Here is a 19,223-nt window from a genome sequence, read left to right as displayed (position 1 = left end):
CAGGGGTGCGCATGATCAGGACGGCCACGGCACGTTCGCCCCGTCCTGCCCGCCGCGGTGCCGTACGGCGGGGCGGTGACGGTCGCAGGGGCCCCAGTAGTCTTGTCCCATGACGAGCACCCCGTCTTTCCGTGAGGCTCTGGCCGAGCGGGTGATGGTCGCCGACGGGGCCATGGGGACGATGCTCCAGGCCCACGAGATCACCCTCGACGACTTCGAGGGGCACGAGGGCTGCAACGAGGTCCTCAACGTCACCCGCCCCGACATCGTCCGCGCCGTGCACGACGCCTACTTCGAGGTCGGCGTCGACTGCGTCGAGACCAACACCTTCGGCGCCAACCTGGCCGCGCTGGGCGAGTACGACATCCAGGAACGCGTCTTCGAGTACTCGGAGGCCGGGGCCAGGGTCGCCAGGCAGGCCGCGGACCACTGGTCGGCGCCCGGCCGTCCCCGATACGTGCTCGGATCCATCGGGCCCGGCACCAAGCTGCCCACTCTGGGGCATCGGCCGTACGGTGTGCTGCGCGACGCCTACTACGACAACGCGGCCGGTCTGATCTCCGGAGGGGCCGACGCCCTCATCGTCGAGACCTGCCAGGACCTGCTCCAGGTCAAGGCGGCCGTCGTCGGGGCGAAGCGGGCCGTGGCCGACGGGGGCAGGGACGTGCCGATCATCGCCCAGGTGACGATCGAGACCAACGGCGCGATGCTGCTCGGCTCCGAGATCGGCGCCGCGCTCACCGCCGTCGAGCCCCTCGGCGTCGACGTCATCGGGCTCAACTGCGCCACCGGCCCGGCCGAGATGAGCGAGCACCTGCGCCATCTGGCCAACCACGCGCGGGTGCGCCTGTCCTGCATGCCGAACGCGGGCCTGCCCGTGCTGACCTCGGACGGCGCCTACTATCCGCTCTCGCCGGAGGAGCTGGCCTCCGCCCACGAGACCTTCGTCCGCGACCACGGCCTGTCCCTGGTCGGCGGCTGCTGCGGCACCACGCCCGAGCATCTGCGCCAGGTGGTCGAGCGGGTGCGCGGCCACGAGGTGCCCGTCCGCCGTCCCCGTCCCGAGCCGGGCGCCTCCTCGCTCTACCAGAGCGTCCCCTTCCGCCAGGAGACCTCCTACCTGGCCATCGGTGAGCGCACCAACGCCAACGGCTCCAAGGCCTTCCGCGAGGCGATGCTCGCGGGCGACTGGGAGGAGTGCGTCGAGATCGCCAGGGCACAGGCCCGAGACGGCGCCCACATGCTGGACCTGTGCGTCGACTACGTCGGTCGTGACGGCGCCGGCGACATGCGGGAGCTGGCCTTCCGGCTGGCCACGGCCTCGACGCTGCCGATCGTGCTCGACTCGACGGAGCCCGCCGTGATCGAGGCGGGACTGGAGATGCTCGGCGGGCGCGTGATCGTCAACTCGGTCAACTACGAGGACGGCGACGGCCCGGACTCGCGCTTCCACAGGATCATGCGGCTGGTCCGCGAGCACGGCGCCGCGGTGACCGTCATGACCATCGACGAGCAGGGCCAGGCCCGCACCGCGGCCGACAAGGTCAGGATCGCCTCCAGGATCATCGACGACCTGCGCCGGGACTGGGGGATGCGGATCGAGGACATCGTCGTCGACACCCTCACCTTCCCCATCGCGACCGGCCAGGAGGAGACCAGGCGCGACGGCGTCGAGACCATCGAGGCGATCAGGGAGCTCAAGCGGCTGTACCCCGGCGTGCAGACCGTGCTCGGCCTGTCCAACATCTCCTTCGGCCTCAACCCGGCCGCGCGGGTGGTCCTCAACAGCGTCTTCCTCAACGAGTGCGTCAACGCGGGCCTCGACGCGGCCATCGCGCACGCCTCCAAGATCCTGCCGATGTCACGCATCCCCGACGAGCAGCGCCAGGTCGCCCTGGACATGGTCTACGACAGGCGCAGGGAGGGCTACGACCCGCTGCAGCGGTTCATGGAGCTGTTCGAGGGGGTGGACGCCGCCTCGGTCAAGGCCGACAGGGCCGCCGAGCTGCTCGCCCTGCCGCTGTGGGAGCGGCTCAGGCGCCGTATCGTCGACGGTGAGCGCAAGGGGCTCGAAACCGACCTCGACGAGGCCCTGGCCCTGCGCCCGGCCCTGGAGATCGTCAACGACGTGCTGCTCGACGGCATGAAGACCGTCGGCGAGCTGTTCGGCTCCGGCCAGATGCAACTGCCGTTCGTGCTCCAGTCGGCCGAGGTGATGAAGAGCTCCGTCGCCTACCTCGAACCCCACATGGAGCGGGTCGAGGGCGAGAGCAAGGGCCGCATCGTGCTGGCCACCGTCAAGGGCGACGTGCACGACATCGGCAAGAACCTGGTCGACATCATCCTGTCCAACAACGGCTACGAGGTCGTCAACCTCGGCATCAAACAGCCGGTCTCGGTGATCCTCGAGGCCGCCGAGGACAAGGGCGCCGACGTGATCGGCATGTCCGGCCTGCTGGTCAAGTCCACGGTCGTCATGAAGGAGAACCTGGAGGAGATGAACTCCAGGGGCATCGCCGAGCGCTATCCCGTGCTGCTCGGCGGCGCCGCGCTCACCCGCGCCTACGTCGAGCAGGATCTCGCCGAGCTCTTCCAGGGTGAGGTCCGCTACGCCCGTGACGCCTTCGAGGGGCTGCGCCTGATGGACGCCTTCATGGCGGTCAAGCGCGGTGAGGAGGGCGCCAGGCTGCCCGAGCTGCGCGAACGGCGGGTCAGGACCGGGGCGAGACTGGTCAGGACCCCGGAGGAGGAGCTGCCCGCCCGCTCGGACGTGGCCGCGGACAACCCCGTGCCGAGGGCGCCCTTCCACGGTGAGCGCGTCGTCAAGGGCATCCCGCTCGCCGACTACGCCGCCTTCCTCGACGAGCGCGCGACCTTCATGGGCCAGTGGGGCCTGAAGGCCGCGCGGGGCGGGGAGGGCCCCTCCTACGAGGAACTGGTCGAGACAGAGGGCAGGCCCCGCCTGCGCATGTGGCTGGAGCGGATGCAGACCGAGGGCCTGCTTGAGGCGGCCGTCGCCTACGGCTACTTCCCCTGCGTCAGCGAGGGGGACGCGCTGATCGTCCTGGACGAGGCGGGCGGGGAGCGCACCAGGTTCACCTTCCCGCGCCAGCGCCGTGACCGGCACCTGTGCCTGTCGGACTTCTTCAGGTCCAGGGAGTCCGGCGAGACGGATGTGGTCGCCTTCCAGATCGTCACCATGGGCGGCCGGATCTCCGAGGCGACGGCCGAGCTGTTCGCCAAGGACGCCTACCGCGACTACCTGGAGCTGCACGGCCTGTCGGTGCAGCTCACCGAGGCGCTGGCCGAGTACTGGCACGCCCGGGTCCGCGCGGAGCTCGGCATCGGTGGTGACGAGTCGCTTGAGGACATGCTGAAGGTCAACATCACCGGGTGCCGTTACTCCTTCGGCTACCCAGCCTGTCCCAACCTGGAGGACCAGGTCCAGCTGACCCAGCTGATCGACCCGGCCAGGATCGGGGTGAGCCTGTCGGAGGAGTTCCAGCTCCATCCGGAGCAGTCGACGTCCGCGCTGGTCGTCCACCACCCTGAGGCCAAGTATTTCAACGTCTGACGTGTAAGGGGTTTTCAGGGTATGGACGCGGTTCTCTTCGACATGGACGGTCTGCTCGTCGACAGCGAGAAGATCTGGTTCCAGGTCGAGAGCGAGGTGATGGAACGGCTCGGCGGCGACTGGAGGCCGACCGACCAGGAGAACCTGGTCGGCGGTTCGATGCCCTCGACCGTCGCCTACATGCTGAAGGCCTCCGGCTCCGGCGCGGACCCCGCGGACGTGGCGGCCTGGATGCTGGAGGGCATGACCTCCAGGCTCGCCGATGGGGTCGAGATGATGCCGGGCGCCGCCGAGCTGCTGGCGGCCGTACGGCGGGCGGGGCTGCCGACCGCGCTGGTCACCTCCTCGCTCAGGCCCATCGCCGAGGCCTGTCTCGACGGCATCGGCAGGCACAACTTCGACCGGGTCGTCACCGGGGACGACGTGACGAGGACCAAGCCGGACCCCGAGCCCTACCTGCTGGCCGCGAGCCTGCTCGGGGTCGGCCCGGCCCGCTGCGTCGTGCTTGAGGACTCCCCGAACGGTGTGACCTCCGCCACCGCGGCGGGCTGCCGGGTCGTGGCCGTGCCCAGCGTGCTGCCCGTCCCGCAGGCCCCCGGGCGCCTGGTCGTCGGCTCGCTGCGCGAGGTCGGCGTCGAGACGCTGCGGGAGCTGTCCGCCGCGAGCCTGTGACCCACCCGGACTCTTCCCTGAGAGGGTCCCCGGCGGCCCCCTAGGGGACGTTCCCTCCGCTGGGAGGAGGAACGGTCCTCGCGCGACATGCCAGGATGGATCGGGTAAGCCGACTTTGAGGGGCGGTCCGCATGTTGTCGTACGGTCAGATCGCGTGGTTGCCGCTGTGCGCCGGGGTCACCGGGGTGGGGCTGGTGCTGAGCTTCCTGGCGCTGCGCCGCAGAGGCGCGGCCGCGGGACTGAGAGGGGCGGCCTGGTCGCTGCTGCCCATGGCGGCCTACCTCACCGGTGCGCTGCCCGCGCTCTGGCAGGCGGGTACGGCCATCGCCGGATTCCTCACCGGCCTGGTCTTCAACCCCATCGTGTGGTCGGGGGTCGCCGTCACGGGGCTTTCCGCTCTGCTGTTCCTGGTGTCCGGCGTGCTGCGCCGCCGTGCCGCCCCCAAGGCGGCCGCGGCTCCCGCGGCCTCCGCCGCCCCCGCCGCGCCGGGGGTCACCGCCGGGTCCCCGGCCACCCAGCCCCTGCCGCGGCGCCAGCCCCAGGCCGGAGCGAAGCCGGGCGCCCCGACCGGTGCCAAGCCCGGCGCCCGGGGGGCCTCGCCCGCCGCCGACGACGACTTCTCGGATATCGAGGCCATTCTCAAGCGCCGCGGGATCGGATGACCCAGCGTCACCCCTTGGGTGCAATGTCACAAATCTGAGACACAAGCCGAACGGCTTCTGGACATTCGCTTCAAGATCAAAACAAATGAATTTCGCATGAATCACAGTTGAGCCACATGGTGTGCCAGGGGACTAGTCAGCGCAGATCAGCCCATAGATTCTGCGTCACGGGACCGTCAAACGGCCCATAGACTTCAGGCGCGCTACCCGACCCGGGCACGCGTAATAGGACAATGTCGTCTGGGACCCAGGGGGCCACTGGTATGACCGCACCGCTCGATGTCTCCGGGCAGGCCATGGAGGCCCAGCCCGAGGCCGTTCTCGAAGGGGCGGGCGGAAAGGCCATCGAAGGCCGTTCGCTCGGGCGGATCGCGTGGATTCGCCTCAAGCGCGACAAGGCGGCGATCATCGGCGCCTTCATCGTGGCCTTCCTGACCTTGGTCGCCATCTTCGCCGAACGTCCCTTCGGGGGCCTGATCGCGCTGTTCGGTGACAACCCGAACATTCCGAACAACGACCTGATCGACCCGCTCACCAGCGCCCCCAGCGGCGCCTGGGGCGGCATCAGCCTGGAGCATCCGTTCGGCCTCGAACCGGTCAACGGGCGCGACCTGTTCGCCAGGGTCCTGTCGGGTGCCCAGATCTCGCTGCTGGTCGCCTTCCTCGCCACCCTGATGTCGGTGGTGATCGGCTCGCTGATGGGTGTGCTGGCCGGCTTCTTCGGGGGCTGGGTCGACACGCTGATCAGCCGCCTGATGGACATCTTCCTGGCCTTCCCGCTGCTGCTGTTCGCCATCGCCATCGTGGGCGCGCTGCCCGACTCGGCGCTCGGCCTGACCGGCAACGGCCTGCGGATCGCCGTGATCGTGTTCATCATCGGTTTCTTCAGCTGGCCGTACATCGCGCGTATCGTGCGTGGTCAGACGCTGTCGTTGCGTGAGCGGGAGTTCGTGGACGCCGCGCGTTCGCTCGGCGCGGGCAACGGCTACATCATCTTCCGCGAGATGCTGCCGAACCTCGTGGCGCCGATCCTGGTGTACGCGACGCTGCTCATCCCCACGAACATCCTCTTCGAGGCCGCGCTGTCCTTCCTCGGAGTGGGCGTGAACGAACCGCAGGCCTCGTGGGGCGGCATGCTCACCCGGGCGGTGGACTACTACCAGATCGCCCCGCACTTCATGATCGTTCCGGGCCTCGCGATCTTCATCACCGTCATGGCCTTCAACCTGCTGGGCGACGGGCTCAGGGACGCCCTCGACCCGCGCGCCCGATAGCGGAACACGACCGTTTCTCCATATCACTGTCACTCATGACAAGGGGTGTACCACCACGATGAGGAAGACCAACGTCCTGGCGCTCGCGGCGCTGGGCACCGTGCTGACGATGGGGCTCGCCGCCTGTGGCGGCACAGCCGGTGGCGGTGGCAACACGTCCCCCGCGAACAACGGCTCGACGGGCACCGGTAACGCCTCGGCCGCCAAGCACAACGACGGCTACACCAAGGTCGTCAACCCGTCGGACGCCAAGGGCGGCACGCTCAAGTTCGCGCTGACCGACGAGCCGGACTCCGCCGACCCGGGCAACACCTACTACGCCTGGAACTGGAACTTCACCCGGCTCTACGCCCGCCCCCTGATGACCTACGCGGCCAAGCCCGGTCCCGAGGGCCTGAAGCTGGTCCCCGACCTGGCCGAGGCCCCCGGCGAGGTCAGCGCCGACGGCAAGACGTGGACCTACAAGCTGAAGAAGGGCATCAAGTACGACGACGGCACCGAGGTCAAGGCCGCGGACGTCAAGTACGCCATCGCCCGCAGCAACTTCACCGCGGAGCTCACCGACGGTCCGAAGTACTTCGCGCAGTACCTCGACGCCGGCGACTACAAGGGTCCCTACAAGGACAAGAACCTCGACGACTTCAAGGGCATCGAGACCCCCGACGACTACACGGTCGTCTTCAAGCTCAAGGCGCCCTTCTCCGAGTTCGACTTCCTGGTCGCCAACCCGCAGTCCGCCCCGGTGCCGCAGGCCAAGGACACCGGTGTCGACTACGAGAAGGCCGTCGCCTCCACCGGTCCCTACAAGTTCGAGAGCTACGAGGTCGGCAAGCAGCTCAACCTCGTCAGGAACGAGAACTGGGACCAGGCGACCGACACCACCCGCAAGCAGCTGCCTGACCGCATCGAGGTGCAGTACAAGCAGAACGCCGAGGACATCGACAACCGCCTGATCGCCGGGCAGATCCAGGTCGACCTGGGCGGCACCGGTCTGCAGCCCGCCGGCCGCGCGAAGGTCGTCAGCAACCCGCAGCTGAAGGACTCGACGGACAACCCGTTCACGCCCTTCAACCGCTACGCGATGATGTCCACCAAGGTCGCGCCGTTCGACAACGTCGAGTGCCGCAAGGCCGTGCAGTACGCCACCGACAAGGTCGCCACCCAGGCGCCGTGGGGCGGCCCGCTCGGCGGTGACATCGGCACCACCGCGATGACCCCGACCACGGTCGGCTACAAGCCGTTCGACCTCTACCCGAACGGCGCCGACCACAAGGGCGACCTGGCCAAGGCCAAGGAGGCCCTGGCGGCCTGCGGTCACCCGGACGGCTTCTCGACCAACATCGCGGTCCGCGGTGACCGGACCAAGGAGGTCCAGGTCGCCGAGGCGATGCAGGCCTCCCTCGACCGGGTCGGCATCAAGCTCACGATCAAGAAGTACCCCTCGGGTGACTGGAGCGCGCAGTACGCCGGCAAGCCGGACTTCGTGCACAAGAACAACCTGGGCATCATGATCGCCGGCTGGGGCTCCGACTGGCCGTCCGGCTTCGGCTTCCTGTCGCAGATCGTCGACGGCCGGGCCATCAAGCCCTCCGGCAACTACAACATGATGGAGCTCGACGACAAGTCGATCAACGAGCTGCTCGACAAGGGCGTCCAGACCTCCGACGCCGCCGCCCGCAACGAGATCTGGGCCCAGGTCGACCAGAAGGTCATGGAGTCGGCCGCGTTCATGTCCTTCGTCTACGAGAAGACGCTGATCTTCCGTCCCGCCAGCCTCACCAACGCGTACGTGCACCCCGCCTGGGGCATGTACGACTACACGTGGCTGGGTGTCAAGCAGTAGTCCTTCTCTAGCTAGCCAAAGGCAGGTGAAGGCCTGACGATGCCCGGGAGTGACCCTCCCGGGCATCCCGGCCGAACGATCGTGGTCGCTTTCATCGTCCGCCGCGTGATCGCCGCCGTGCTGATGCTCGCCGTCGTCAGCATGGCCACTTTCGCGATCTTCTTCCTCATCCCGCGCGCCCTGGGACAGACCCCTGAGGGCATGGCGTCGCGTTACGTGGGAAGGGACGCCACACCCGAGGCGATCCAGGGAGCCGTCAAGCGGCTGCACCTGGACGACCCGCTGCTCGTGCAGTACGGGCGTTTCGTCAAGGGCATCGTCGCCGGTGAGGATTACTCCCTCGGCCCCAAGAAGGCCGAGTGCCCCGCGCCCTGCTTCGGCTTCTCGTTCAACAACAACCAGCCGGTCTGGCCGACGCTGCTCGACCGGTTGCCCGCGACGCTCTCGCTGGCCTTCGGCGCCGCCGTCCTGTGGCTCGTCACCGGTGTCAGCATCGGTGTCATCTCCGCGCTGAAACGCGGCACCGCACTGGACAGAGCGGCCATGACGATCGCCCTGGCCGGAGTGTCGTTGCCGATCTACTTCACCGGCCTGGTCTCCCTGTCGGTGTTCGCCTACACGCTCGGGATCTTCCCCGGCGGCGGCAGCTACACCCCGATCACCCAGGACCCGGTCATGTGGTTCCAGGCGCTCGTGCTGCCCTGGATCACCCTGGCCTTCCTCTACGCCGCCCTGTACGCACGGCTCACCAGGGCGGGCATGCTGGAGACGATGGGTGAGGACTACATCCGCACCGCCCGCGCCAAGGGGCTCAGGGAGCGCACGGTCGTCACCAAGCACGCCCTGCGCGCCACGCTGACCCCCATCCTCACCATCTTCGGTCTCGACCTCGGGCTGCTGCTGGGCGGTGCGGTGCTCACCGAGAGCACCTTCTCCATCCAGGGAGTCGGCAAGCTGGTGATCGACGCGATCCGCGGCAACGACCTGCCGGTCGTGCTGGGGGTGACCCTGTTCGCGGCGTTCTTCATCGTCCTGGCCAACCTCATCGTGGACATCCTGTACGCGGTGGTCGACCCGAGGGTGAGGCTCTCATGACGACTCAGCCACCCGAGTCCTTCCTCGAACTGCGCGACCTGCGCATTCACTTCCCGACCGAGGACGGCCTGGTCAAGTCCGTCGACGGCCTGTCGTACAAGCTCGACCGGGGCAAGACCCTGGGCATCGTGGGCGAGTCCGGCTCCGGCAAGAGCGTGACGAGCCTGGGCATCCTCGGCCTGCACAAGGGCGGCAGCGCGAAGATCTCCGGTGAGATCTGGCTCGACGGCGAGGAACTCGTCAGCGCCAGCGCCGACCACGTGCGGACGCTGCGCGGTAAGAAGATGGCGATGATCTTCCAGGATCCGCTGTCGTCGATGCATCCCTTCTACTCCGTCGGCGCCCAGATCGTCGAGGCCTACCGGATCCACAACAAGGTCAGCAAGGCCGTCGCGCGCAAGCACGCGATCGACATGCTCGGCCGGGTGGGCATCCCGCAGCCCGACAGGAGGGTCGACGACTTCCCCCACCAGTTCTCCGGTGGCATGCGCCAGCGCGCGATGATCGCCATGGCGCTCTCCTGCGACCCCGAGCTGCTGATCGCCGACGAGCCGACCACGGCCCTCGACGTGACCGTCCAGGCGCAGATCCTGGACCTCATGACCGACCTGCAGCGCGAGTTCAACTCCGCGCTGATCATCATCACCCACGACCTCGGCGTGGTGGCCGAGCTGTCGGACGACATCCTGGTGATGTACGGCGGCAAGTGCGTCGAGTACGGCTCCGCGGAGGACATCTTCTACCGGCCGGAGCACCCCTACACCTGGGGCCTGCTGGGGTCGATGCCCCGTCTGGACCGTGATCGGACCGAGCGCCTGCTCCCGATCAAGGGCACGCCGCCCTCCCTGATCAACGTCCCGAGCGGTTGCGCCTTCAACCCCCGGTGCGCCTACGCGGGCCGTACCGAGGGCAAGTCCACCACACAGGTGCCCGAACTGCTGGAGACCGAGGGCGGTCACCTGGTCCGCTGCCACATGCCCCGCGCGGAGCGGCGGTCCATCTGGGACAACGAGATCAAGCCGATGATGGAGAGCACGTGAGCGAGCGTAGCCAGCGAGCCGGTGGGCACACCGTATGCCCGCGAGTGACGGGAGAGGGCGCGTGACCTCGCACGAGGACCACAAGAACGAGGCCGAGGTCCTGCTGTCCGTCCAGGGGCTCCAGAAGCACTTCCCGGTGACCAAGGGGCTGCTGCGCCGCCAGGTCGGCGCGGTCAAGGCCGTCGACGGGGTCTCCTTCGACGTCCGCAAGGGGGAGACGCTCGGCCTGGTCGGTGAGTCCGGCTGTGGCAAGAGCACCACCGGCAGGCTGATCACCCGGCTGCTCGAACCGACCGGTGGGAAGATCCACTTCGAGGGTCACGACATCACCCACATGTCGGCGTCGCGGATCCGCCCGCTCCGCCGGGACATGCAGATGATCTTCCAGGACCCCTACTCCTCGCTCAACCCCAGGCACACGGTCGGCGCCATCGTGGGCGCCCCCTTCCGCATCCAGGGGATCGAGACCGAGCAGGGTACGAAGAAGGCGGTCCAGGACATCCTCGAACTGGTCGGCCTCAACCCGGAGCACTACAACCGCTATCCGCACGAGTTCTCCGGCGGCCAGCGCCAGCGCATCGGCATCGCCCGCACACTCGCGCTCAAGCCCAAGCTCATCATCGCCGACGAGCCGGTCTCCGCGCTGGACGTGTCGATCCAGGCCCAGGTGGTCAACCTCCTGGAGGACCTGCAGGACGAGCTGGACCTGACCTACGTCATCGTCGCGCACGACCTGTCGGTCATCCGGCACATCAGCGACCGGGTCGCGGTCATGTACCTCGGCAAGATCGTCGAACTGGCAGACCGCAAGTCCCTGTACGACACGCCGATGCACCCGTACACCAACGCCCTGATGTCGGCGGTGCCGATCCCCGACCCGGCCAGGCGTAACGACCGCGAGCGCATCCGGCTCCAGGGCGACGTGCCCAGCCCGCTCAACCCGCCGCCCGCCTGCCGCTTCCACACCCGCTGCTGGAAGGCGCAGGAGGTGTGCAAGACGGTCGAGCCGCCGCTGGTCGAGCTGGCCCCCCGGCACCAGGTGGCCTGCCACTTCCCGGAGAACGCCCCGGAGACAGGCCGGGCGACCCCGGCCGAGACGGTCTCCGCCTGAGGCGCCGACGCGCCGGGGTGCCGAGGCATCCGGACCTCCCGCCCCGTACGGCCCGGCCGTACGGGGCGGCCGGCGTTCAGGGGAGCAGGGCCCCGGCGAGGGTGCCCAGCAGCACGGCGGGCAGGAACCCGGTACGGCGGGCGCACAGCCCGGCCACCGTGGCGGCGACGGCCAACCGGACCGAGGGAGCGCCGCCGGGCGCCGCCTGGACGGTCACCACGGCGGCCAGCAGGGCCACCGGCAGCGCCGCGGCCGCCGCGCCGAATCCCGGGCCGCCCACGCGTCCCGAGGCCGCCGCGCTCACACCGGCCAGCCGCAGCAGGTAGGTCGTCACCGCCAGCCCCGTCACGAACAGCACGACGCTCACGCCCGTCTCACCGCCCCCGGCAGTACGGCCAGCGCCGCGAGCGCGACCGGCAGGCCCGCGGGCAGCCACCACGAGGACACCAGCGCCGTCGCCGCGGCGCCCGCCGCGACGGCCAGATCGGCACGGGTGCGCAGCAACGGGGCCAGCAGCGCCGCGAAGGCCGCGACCGCGGCGCCGTCTACGGCCCGCCGGGCCTCGTCGGGCAGCGCGGCCCCCAGCGTCGCGCCCACGACGGTCCCGGCCACCCAGCCCGTGAAGAGCACCGACCCGACGACGAGGAAGGTCCGCCTGCGCGCGCGGGGGGACTCACGCGTCACCGCCGCGGCCACCGACTCGTCGGAGACCAGGTGCGCGGCGAGCGCGCGCCCCCACCGGGTCGGGAAGACGTCGCCGAGCGCCAGGCCGAAGGCGGTCAGCCGCAGGTTGACCAGCGACGCCGTGGCCACCGCGGCGGCCACTGAAACGGCCGCTGAAACGGTCACTGAAACGGACGCTGAGAGGGCCACTGAGGCGGCCGCCGTGGCCCCCGGGACCGCCGGAGCCCGCGTTCCCACGTCGTCCAGCGCGGCCAGCCCGACGATCTGGCTCCCGCCCGCGTGCACCGCCACGCTGGCCAGCACCGCCTCCCAGACGGACCAGCCCCGCTCGACCGCCGCCGCGCCGAACACCGCCGAGTAGACGGCGGCCCCGCCCGCCGCGCCCAGCGCGAGCCCGAGGTCCTCCCGGAGGCCGCCCCGTCGTCCGGGAGGGGGCGTGCCCGTTCGTCGTCCCATGCGCCGATCCTCGGCGAAGGACCCCCGTCCTGTTCAACAGCCTCCGGCTATGCCCATAGCCGGAGGCTATCGTTGCGGGATGGAGGTTACGCTGCCCGCGGTACGGGCCTTCGTGGCCGTCGTCAGGGAGGGCTCGTTCGGCGGGGCGGCCGCCCGGCTCGGCGTCAGCCAGCCCACGGTGAGCGCCGCCGTCAGACGCCTGGAGACCGCCGTGGGACGGCCGCTGCTGGTTCGTGACCGCGACGGTGTACGGCCGACCGAGCTGGGCCACCGGCTGCTGGCCCACGCGGTGGCCGTGGTGAGCGCCGCCGACGACTTCGAGGCGCTGCTGGCGGGGGAGACCCCGGAGCTGACGGTCGGCTTCATGGGTGAGGCGGCGGGCCCGCTGACCTCCCGGCTGCTCGCCGTCGTGCGCCGCGCCCGCGGCGGAGAGGTACGGCTGCGCCGGTTCGACTTCGACGACCCGTCCTGTGGCCTGCTGACCGGGGCCAGCGACCTGGCCGTGGTGTGGCCGCCGCTGGAGGCGGGTGACGCCCTGGAGACCCTGCTCCTGGGCACCGACCGGCGTGCCGTGGCCGTACCCGTCGGAGACCCTCTCGCCGGGCTCGCCACCGCGGGGCCGGCCGAGCTGGCGGGCCGCGTCTGGGTGGTGCCGCGCAGCCGGGACGAGGTCTGGCGGGCCTTTCGCCGTCCTGAGGCGGTCGGGGTGACGGACGTGGCGGGGGAGGTCGGCTCGGACGCGATCGAGGAGACCCTGGAGCTGGTCGCGGCGGGACGGGGCGTCGCCCTGCTTTCCGAGGGGACCGACGAGCACTACGCCCGTGCCGGAGTGGTCTTCGTCCCCCTTACCGGCGGTCCCAGGTGCGCCACCGCCCTGGCCTGGCGGCGCGCGGACACCCGCCCTGTGCTGGCCGGCGTCCTGCGGGCACTCGGGGCTAGGGAATGGCGCCCGGAGTGATCAGGCCGGTCTCGTAGGCCAGGACGACGGCCTGGACGCGGTCGCGCAGGCCGAGTTTGGTGAGCACGTTGCCGACGTGGGTCTTGACCGTGGTCTCGCTGACCACCAGCTCGGCGGCGATCTCCGCGTTCGACATGCCTCTGGCGATGAGCTTCAGCACTTCGAGCTCCCGCTCGGTCAGCCGGTCCAGACGGGCCGGAGTCGACTGCTGGTAGGCCGAGGGCAGCCGCGCTCCGAAACGGTCGAGCAGCCTGCGCGTGACGCTCGGCGCGACGATGGCGTCTCCCGCGGCGACCACCCGGATGGCCTGCACCAGTTCGTCGGGCGGGACGTCCTTGAGCAGGAAGCCGCTGGCCCCGGCGCGCAGCGCCTCCACGATGTACTCGTCGAGGTCGAAGGTCGTCAGCACCAGCACCCTGGGAACGTGCGCCCCACCGGTCGCCTCCCGGACGATCCTCCTGGTCGCCTCGATGCCGTCGACCCCGGGCATCCTGATGTCCATCAGCACCACGTCGGGCAGCAGAGCCCGCGACTGGTCCTGGGCGGCCTTGCCGTCCCCGGCCTCGCCGACCACGGTGACGTCGGGCTCGGCCTCCAGGATGAGACGGAAGCCGGTGCGCAGCAGTGGCTGGTCGTCCACCAGCAGCACTCTGATCGTCATCACACGTCCTTGAGGGGGAACCGGGCATTGACCTCGAACCCGCCCTCTGGGCGCGGGCCGATCCTCAGGATTCCACCATAGAGGGCCACACGCTCACGGATGCCGACGAGGCCGTGGCCGCTGCCCTCCCCGGGGGCGGCGTCGCCGTCGAGGCCCCGGCCGTCGTCCTCGACCTCGACGGCCAGCTGGCCGTGCTCGTGCCGTACCGTCACCCAGGCGCGGGCCGTGGGACCCGCGTGCCGCAGGCTGTTGGTCAGCGCCTCCTGGACCAGCCGATAGGCGGCCAGGTCGACCCCGGGCGGCAGCGTCCCCGGGGTGCCCTCGACCCACAGCTGCGCGCGCAGGCCCGCCTCCCGCATCTGGTCGACCAGCGCGGGGATCTCGGCGACCCCGGGCTGCGGGTTGCGTTCGGCGGGGGAGGCGTCGGTCCTGAGCACGCCCACGATGTTGCGCATCTCCGCCATCGCGGTGCGGCCCATCTCCTCGATCGCGGACAGGGCCTCCCGCGCCCCCTCCGGGTTGGTCGCCAGCACCCGGCGCGCCGCGGAGGCCTGGACGGTCATCACGCTGACGTGGTGGGCGACCACGTCGTGCAGCTCCCTGGCGATGCGGGAGCGTTCCTCCGCCCTGGCCGCCCTGGTGTCGGCCTCCCTGGCCCGTTCGGTGCGCCGGGCCCGGTCGCGCAGCTCCTCCAGGTACGCCCTGCGCAGCCGTACGCTCCGGCCGGTGAGCCACATGGTGACGGTGAGGACCGTGACCGGCAGATGGACGCCCCAGTCGCCGAGCGTGCCGCCGGGAACCGTCGTGACGAAGTGGCACACCAGGCTCCACACCAGCGCGCACAGGCTCAGCGCCAGGCCGCGGTGGGCGGCGACCGTGTAGACCAGCAGCAGCACCGCGGGCCACAGCGGCAGCCCGCCGACGCCCAGCGTCGCCAGGGCGATCCCCGCCAGGCAGGTCGTCAGCAGCATGGAGAAGGGCGCGCGGCGGCGCAGCACCAGGGACAGGCACCAGGCCACGGTCAGCGCGGCGACGAGGCCCTCCTGCGTCCCCTCGCGGGGCGGGACGGCGCGCAGGAGGAGCACGGCGACCCCCGCGAGCGCCACCGCGAGAGCCGTGTCGGGGACCAGTGGACGGTCGTTGAGCCAGGCCCGCAGGACGCCGGAGGGGTTGCGCACACAATCAATTTAGGCGCCCAGTCTCCGCCGCCGCCCTGCTGCGGGTGGATATCGCACTCATACCCACGGATGACGCGGAACGCCTCGGAGGTGCTGCGGAGGTGCTCAGAGCTCGTCGGTCGCGGCCCTGGCAGGACGTCTTCTCGTGCTGCGCACGGTGTCGCCGGGCTGCCGCTCGGGCAGCGGCGGGGGAGTGCCGCCGAACTGCGGGCACAGCTCCTGGTAGTTGCACCAGTCGCACAGGCGGCTCGGTCGCGGCGGCCACTCGCCGGTCTCCATGGCCCGCTCGATGGCCGTCCACAACGCCCGCACCTTGCGCTCCGTCGCCAGCAGGTCGGCCTCGTCGGGGGCGTAGCGCAGGACCTCTCCCTGGCCGCCGAGGTACATCAGCTGCAGCACGCGCGGCACCGAGCCGTGCAGCCGCCACAGCGCCAGCGCGTAGAACCTCATCTGGAACAGCGCCTTGGCCTCGAAGGCGGGGCCGGGCGCGCTGCCGGTCTTGTAGTCGACGACCCGGACCTCCCCGGTCGGCGCGACGTCGAGCCTGTCGATGTAGCCCCGTAGCACCAGGCCGTTGTCCAGCGTCGCCTCGATGTAGAGCTCCCTCTCGGCGGGTTCGAGGAGGGTCGGGTCCTCAAGGGTGAAGTAGCGCTCGACCATGACGGCCGCCTGGGAGAGCCACGCGGCCCGCTCCGCCTCGTCGGTGAACATGTCCTCGTAGGACGGCTCGGCGGCCAGCAGCCTGCGCCACTGCGGTTCGAGCAGGTCGAGCGCCGCGGCCCGGGTGCGTTCTGCGGCCGGCAGGTCGTAGAGGCGTTCGAGCACCGAGTGGACCATCGTGCCGCGCACCGCGGCGGGTGACGGCGGCTCGGGCAGCCGGTCGATCACCCGGAAACGGTAGAGCAACGGACATGTCATGAAGTCGCCCGCCCGGGACGGCGACAACGCTCCGATGATCGTGGGCTCGGTCGGTGGCATGTCCGCACTGTAGGTCACGGTGGCGACAGTTCGGGACGGCTCGCGGAACCCCACGCGGACCTCACAGGTCCTTCCGGGGGCCTCACGGGTGGGAGGTCTCGGGAAGATCTCGGAGGGGTCTCGGGAGGACCAGGTTGGCCGCGGGCGGCTGCGGGTGGCCCGATGGCGCGTAGCATCGAGGCCTGAAGACGATGTGAGCGAGGAACGGTGAGCCAGCGGTGAGCAGCGACAGCCCGCGCCAGGACAAGCCAGGACTGCGGATGGGACGGCCCTTCGGCATTCCCGTCTACGTCTCGCCGACCTGGTTCATCGTCGCGGCGTTCATCACCTTCACCTTCCAGGGGTCGGTGAGCGCCCAGCTGCCCGAGCTGGACGTCCCGATGACCTACGTCGTCTCCTTCGTCTTCGCGGTGCTGCTGTACGTCTCGGTGCTCCTGCACGAGCTGGCCCACTGCGTGGTCGCCAGGATGTACGGCCTGCCGGTCCGCCGCATCACCCTCTACCTGCTCGGCGGCGTCTCGGAGATCGAGCGTGAGCCGGAGACCCCCGGCAGGGAGTTCATGGTGGCCTTCGCCGGGCCGCTGCTGTCCCTGGGCCTGGCGGTCATCGGGTTCCTGGCCTACCGGGTCATCGACCCCGGCACGGTCGCGGGCGTCCTCGTCTTCCAGCTGTGGCTGGCGAACCTGATCGTCGGGGTGTTCAACCTCCTGCCCGGCCTGCCCCTGGACGGCGGCCGCATGCTCCGCGCCGGGGTGTGGAAGCTCACCAAGAGCTCAGGCTCGGGCACCGCGACCGCCGCCTGGGTCGGCCGGGCGCTGGCCGTCCTCCTGGTCGCGGTGCCGGTCGGCCTCGCGCTGATCAGCGGGCAGGCGCCGAACACCAGCATGCTCATCTGGTCGATCCTGCTGGCCTCCTTCATCTGGCTCGGCGCCACCCAGTCGCTGCGCAGCGCCCGGGTGCGCGCCCGCATCCCGCAGGTCAACGCCCGGGCCCTGGCCAGGCGCGCCATCCCGGTGACCGCGGACGTGCCGCTGGCCGAGGCGCTGCGCCGGGCCACCGAGGCGCAGGCGGGGGCGATGGTCGTCGTCGACCACGACGGCCGCCCGACCGGGATCGTCAACGAGGTCGCGGTCGAGGCGACCCCGGAGAACCGCCGCCCCTGGGTGAGCGCGGGCTCACTGGCGCGCAACCTCGAACCGTCGCTGGTGCTGGCCGCGGACCTGACGGGAGAGGCCCTGATCGACGCCATGCGTGAGAGCCCCGCCGGGGAGTACCTCCTGGTCGAGCGCGGCGGTGAGATCTTCGGGGTGCTGGCGACCTCCGACGTGAACCGTGTGTTCAGCGGGGTCTAGACGGTACGGTACGGGCCCGTCCCGCGGTTCCCGGGGGAGAGGCGCCGTTCGGGTTCGCCGGCCCTCGTTCCTGAAGGTCTTCTGCTGTACTTTTTGCTACGGTCCGATGCGGTTGATTTGATTGACCCGGTCCCACCTGCCGTGTTCCGGACGCGCACAACCGTCCGGGCTGGGTGCGGCTGGTGACGGACGGGCCGATGCGGGTTCCGTTCATCGGGTGGCGTTTCCGGGAGGGAGAGTTCTGTGACCGACGAGGGCTTCGGAGTGGTGCGTCCACTTCCAGGCAACGGGCTGGTCGCCCATGTGGGGGGCCTGCTGCTGGTGTGTGACGCGGCTGAGCCCGTCGTCGAGGACCTTCTGGGCGCGCTCAGGGAGACGGCGGCCTCCGGCGGCGACGGCCGGGCCCTGGCCCGCCGCGTCGCCCAGGTGCTCGCGGTCGTGATGGGCGAACCCGTGGCGTGCGCCGTCGCCGGTCCGGTGGCCTCCGGGGTGGCCGTGCTGGTCAGCGGCCCGGCGTTCGCCTCGGTCACCGGTCAGGGCGGTGAGGTGCAGCTCGCCGGGCGTGACGCCCTCACCTGGTCCGACCGGCTGGTGCCCGGCCCGGTCACCCGGGTCGAGCTGCGCCTTCCGGAGGCGGGGCAGGCGCATCCGCTGACCCGGCTGGACAGCGGTGTGGTCACCGCGGGCGGCGTCCTGTGCGACCCCGCCGAGCCCGGGCAGAAGCCTGTAGGGGTCCCGCGCCGTGAGCCGGTGGCCGAGGCCCTCCCGCAGGCCGCGTCCGCCGTGGAGCCGATGCCCTCAACGGGAGCTCAGGCGGCGCCCCCGCCGGTCCCGGCACCCGCCGAGTGGGCCGAGCCCGCGCGGTCCCAGCCGTCGGTGGACTGGTCCGTGCCCGAGGCGGCGTCACCGCCCCCCGCCTCCCCTGAGCCCGCGGTGTCCCCGATGCCCCCGGGGCCGCCCGCTCCCTATCCGATGGGCTCCCCGGACCACTACGCCTCCGGCCCGCCCGCGCACCAGTCCGCTCCCCAGGGATGGCACTCCGATCCGGGGCCGCAGATTCCCGCCATGGCCCAGCACGAGGAGCCGGAGCCCGTCCCCGACATCCGTGACCAGCCCTTCGAGTACGAGCTGCTGACGCCGGGAGGTCTCCAGGGCACGGCGGAGTCCCCGCTCTCCCCGGCGCCCGCGGACCAGCAGGCCGAGTCCCGCCCGCTGGTCTACGGGGTCGACTGCAAGAACGACCACTTCAACGACCCGCGCGTGCCGTACTGCGCGGTCTGCGGCATCGCGCTGGTCCAGCGCACGCTCGTCCCCTACAAGGGACCGCGTCCGCCGCTCGGCGTGCTCCTGCTCGACGACGGCATGACGCTCCGCCTCGACAGTGACTACCTGGTCGGCCGTGACCCCGAGCGGGCCCCCGAGGTCGCCGACGGGTCGGTGCGTCCCGCGAAGGTCACCAGTCCCGACGGGTCGGTCTCGCGCCGTCACCTGCGGGTCGCGCTGGACGGCTGGGACGTCAACCTGGTCGATCTGGGTTCGGTCAACGGCACCCAGATCCAGCCGCCGGGCGACCCCAACTTCTACGACATCCCGCCGAACGAGCCGGTCGCCATCCTGCCGGGCACGACCGTGCGGATCGGCGTCTCACGCACGATGCGTTACGAGTCGCACCGTAACCGCTGACG

At 70.7% G+C, this 19,223-nt stretch carries 16 protein-coding genes; 11 read left to right on the top strand and 5 right to left on the bottom strand.

The window, feature by feature from the left end:
* The first annotated feature begins 109 nt into the window (after nt 1-109).
* From metH to ACFOYY_RS18400, 8 genes are all read left to right on the top strand, one after another.
* Entirely contained in the window at nt 110-3,574 is a 3,465-nt protein-coding gene (gene metH / locus ACFOYY_RS18435) for a methionine synthase (RefSeq protein ID WP_386190390.1), read from the top strand.
* 21 nt (nt 3,575-3,595) lie between these two features.
* Entirely contained in the window at nt 3,596-4,246 is a 651-nt protein-coding gene (locus tag ACFOYY_RS18430; RefSeq protein WP_386190389.1) for an HAD family hydrolase, read from the top strand.
* A gap of 131 nt (nt 4,247-4,377) precedes the next feature.
* On the top strand, nt 4,378-4,908 hold the full coding sequence (locus ACFOYY_RS18425; RefSeq protein ID WP_352013110.1) for a cellulose synthase: 531 nt from the start codon (nt 4,378-4,380) through the stop codon (nt 4,906-4,908).
* A gap of 263 nt (nt 4,909-5,171) precedes the next feature.
* Nucleotides 5,172-6,182, top strand: a complete 1,011-nt coding sequence (locus ACFOYY_RS18420; RefSeq protein WP_352013109.1) for an ABC transporter permease — start codon at nt 5,172-5,174, stop codon at nt 6,180-6,182.
* Between the two features lie 58 nt (nt 6,183-6,240).
* Nucleotides 6,241-8,025 carry an ABC transporter substrate-binding protein gene (locus ACFOYY_RS18415; RefSeq protein ID WP_362915859.1) on the top strand — a complete coding sequence of 595 codons (1,785 nt, stop codon included), beginning with the start codon at nt 6,241-6,243 and terminating at the stop codon, nt 8,023-8,025.
* A gap of 81 nt (nt 8,026-8,106) precedes the next feature.
* Nucleotides 8,107-9,120: an ABC transporter permease gene (locus tag ACFOYY_RS18410; RefSeq protein WP_386190388.1), complete on the top strand. Its 1,014-nt coding sequence runs from the start codon at nt 8,107-8,109 to the stop codon at nt 9,118-9,120.
* A complete protein-coding gene (locus ACFOYY_RS18405) occupies nt 9,117-10,160 on the top strand; it encodes an ABC transporter ATP-binding protein (protein ID WP_352013107.1) in 1,044 nt (347 codons plus the stop codon). The genes ACFOYY_RS18410 and ACFOYY_RS18405 overlap by 4 nt, the downstream gene beginning before the upstream one ends.
* A 61-nt stretch (nt 10,161-10,221) precedes the next feature.
* Nucleotides 10,222-11,271, top strand: a complete 1,050-nt coding sequence (locus ACFOYY_RS18400) for an ABC transporter ATP-binding protein (protein ID WP_352013106.1) — start codon at nt 10,222-10,224, stop codon at nt 11,269-11,271.
* Nucleotides 11,272-11,347: 76 nt separating this feature from the next.
* On the opposite strand, the gene ACFOYY_RS18395 is transcribed toward ACFOYY_RS18400, so the two are convergent.
* Together ACFOYY_RS18395 and ACFOYY_RS18390 are read right to left on the bottom strand one after the other, a co-directional pair.
* Nucleotides 11,348-11,638, bottom strand: a complete 291-nt coding sequence (locus tag ACFOYY_RS18395; protein WP_352013105.1) for a hypothetical protein — start codon at nt 11,636-11,638, stop codon at nt 11,348-11,350.
* Nucleotides 11,635-12,411 (bottom strand): AzlC family ABC transporter permease, encoded by a 777-nt coding sequence (locus tag ACFOYY_RS18390; RefSeq protein ID WP_386190387.1) that lies wholly within the window; start codon nt 12,409-12,411, stop codon nt 11,635-11,637. Before ACFOYY_RS18390 ends, ACFOYY_RS18395 begins: the two co-directional genes overlap by 4 nt.
* 79 nt (nt 12,412-12,490) lie before the next feature.
* Here ACFOYY_RS18390 and ACFOYY_RS18385 point away from each other — a divergent pair, with 79 nt between their 5' ends.
* Nucleotides 12,491-13,369: a LysR family transcriptional regulator gene (locus ACFOYY_RS18385; RefSeq protein ID WP_386190386.1), complete on the top strand. Its 879-nt coding sequence runs from the start codon at nt 12,491-12,493 to the stop codon at nt 13,367-13,369.
* On the opposite strand, the gene ACFOYY_RS18380 is transcribed toward ACFOYY_RS18385, so the two are convergent.
* The 3 genes from ACFOYY_RS18380 to ACFOYY_RS18370 all read right to left on the bottom strand — a co-directional run bounded on the left by ACFOYY_RS18380 (nt 13,347) and on the right by ACFOYY_RS18370 (nt 16,186).
* Entirely contained in the window at nt 13,347-14,030 is a 684-nt protein-coding gene (locus ACFOYY_RS18380) for a response regulator transcription factor (protein WP_352013102.1), read from the bottom strand. The genes ACFOYY_RS18385 and ACFOYY_RS18380 overlap by 23 nt on opposite strands.
* Entirely contained in the window at nt 14,030-15,208 is a 1,179-nt protein-coding gene (locus ACFOYY_RS18375) for a sensor histidine kinase (protein WP_386190385.1), read from the bottom strand. Before ACFOYY_RS18375 ends, ACFOYY_RS18380 begins: the two co-directional genes overlap by 1 nt.
* Nucleotides 15,209-15,313: 105 nt before the next feature.
* Complete coding sequence (locus tag ACFOYY_RS18370; protein WP_352013100.1) at nt 15,314-16,186, bottom strand: RecB family exonuclease; 873 nt, start codon at nt 16,184-16,186, stop codon at nt 15,314-15,316.
* Between the two features lie 260 nt (nt 16,187-16,446).
* Between ACFOYY_RS18370 and ACFOYY_RS18365 the strand changes: the two genes are divergently transcribed.
* Both ACFOYY_RS18365 and ACFOYY_RS18360 read left to right on the top strand, forming a co-directional pair.
* On the top strand, nt 16,447-17,538 hold the full coding sequence (locus ACFOYY_RS18365; RefSeq protein WP_352013235.1) for a site-2 protease family protein: 1,092 nt from the start codon (nt 16,447-16,449) through the stop codon (nt 17,536-17,538).
* Between the two features lie 243 nt (nt 17,539-17,781).
* On the top strand, nt 17,782-19,221 hold the full coding sequence (locus ACFOYY_RS18360; protein ID WP_386190384.1) for an FHA domain-containing protein: 1,440 nt from the start codon (nt 17,782-17,784) through the stop codon (nt 19,219-19,221).
* The last annotated feature ends 2 nt before the right edge of the window (nt 19,222-19,223 follow it).

This window comes from Streptosporangium jomthongense, assembly GCF_042650425.1.
Lineage (GTDB): Bacteria > Actinomycetota > Actinomycetes > Streptosporangiales > Streptosporangiaceae > Streptosporangium.
The sequence above is the reverse complement of the archived record's forward strand: the minus strand, read 5'-3'. Positions and strand labels throughout refer to the sequence as shown.

Coding starts and splice junctions, on each gene's coding strand:
- metH (WP_386190390.1), top strand. CDS start 110: ATGACGAGCACCCCGTCTTTCCGTGAGGCTCTGGCCGAGCGGGTGATG.
- ACFOYY_RS18430 (WP_386190389.1), top strand. CDS start 3,596: ATGGACGCGGTTCTCTTCGACATGGACGGTCTGCTCGTCGACAGCGAG.
- ACFOYY_RS18425 (WP_352013110.1), top strand. CDS start 4,378: ATGTTGTCGTACGGTCAGATCGCGTGGTTGCCGCTGTGCGCCGGGGTC.
- ACFOYY_RS18420 (WP_352013109.1), top strand. CDS start 5,172: ATGACCGCACCGCTCGATGTCTCCGGGCAGGCCATGGAGGCCCAGCCC.
- ACFOYY_RS18415 (WP_362915859.1), top strand. CDS start 6,241: ATGAGGAAGACCAACGTCCTGGCGCTCGCGGCGCTGGGCACCGTGCTG.
- ACFOYY_RS18405 (WP_352013107.1), top strand. CDS start 9,117: ATGACGACTCAGCCACCCGAGTCCTTCCTCGAACTGCGCGACCTGCGC.
- ACFOYY_RS18390 (WP_386190387.1), bottom strand. CDS start 12,411: ATGGGACGACGAACGGGCACGCCCCCTCCCGGACGACGGGGCGGCCTC.
- ACFOYY_RS18385 (WP_386190386.1), top strand. CDS start 12,491: ATGGAGGTTACGCTGCCCGCGGTACGGGCCTTCGTGGCCGTCGTCAGG.
- ACFOYY_RS18380 (WP_352013102.1), bottom strand. CDS start 14,030: ATGACGATCAGAGTGCTGCTGGTGGACGACCAGCCACTGCTGCGCACC.
- ACFOYY_RS18370 (WP_352013100.1), bottom strand. CDS start 16,186: ATGCCACCGACCGAGCCCACGATCATCGGAGCGTTGTCGCCGTCCCGG.
- ACFOYY_RS18365 (WP_352013235.1), top strand. CDS start 16,447: ATGGGACGGCCCTTCGGCATTCCCGTCTACGTCTCGCCGACCTGGTTC.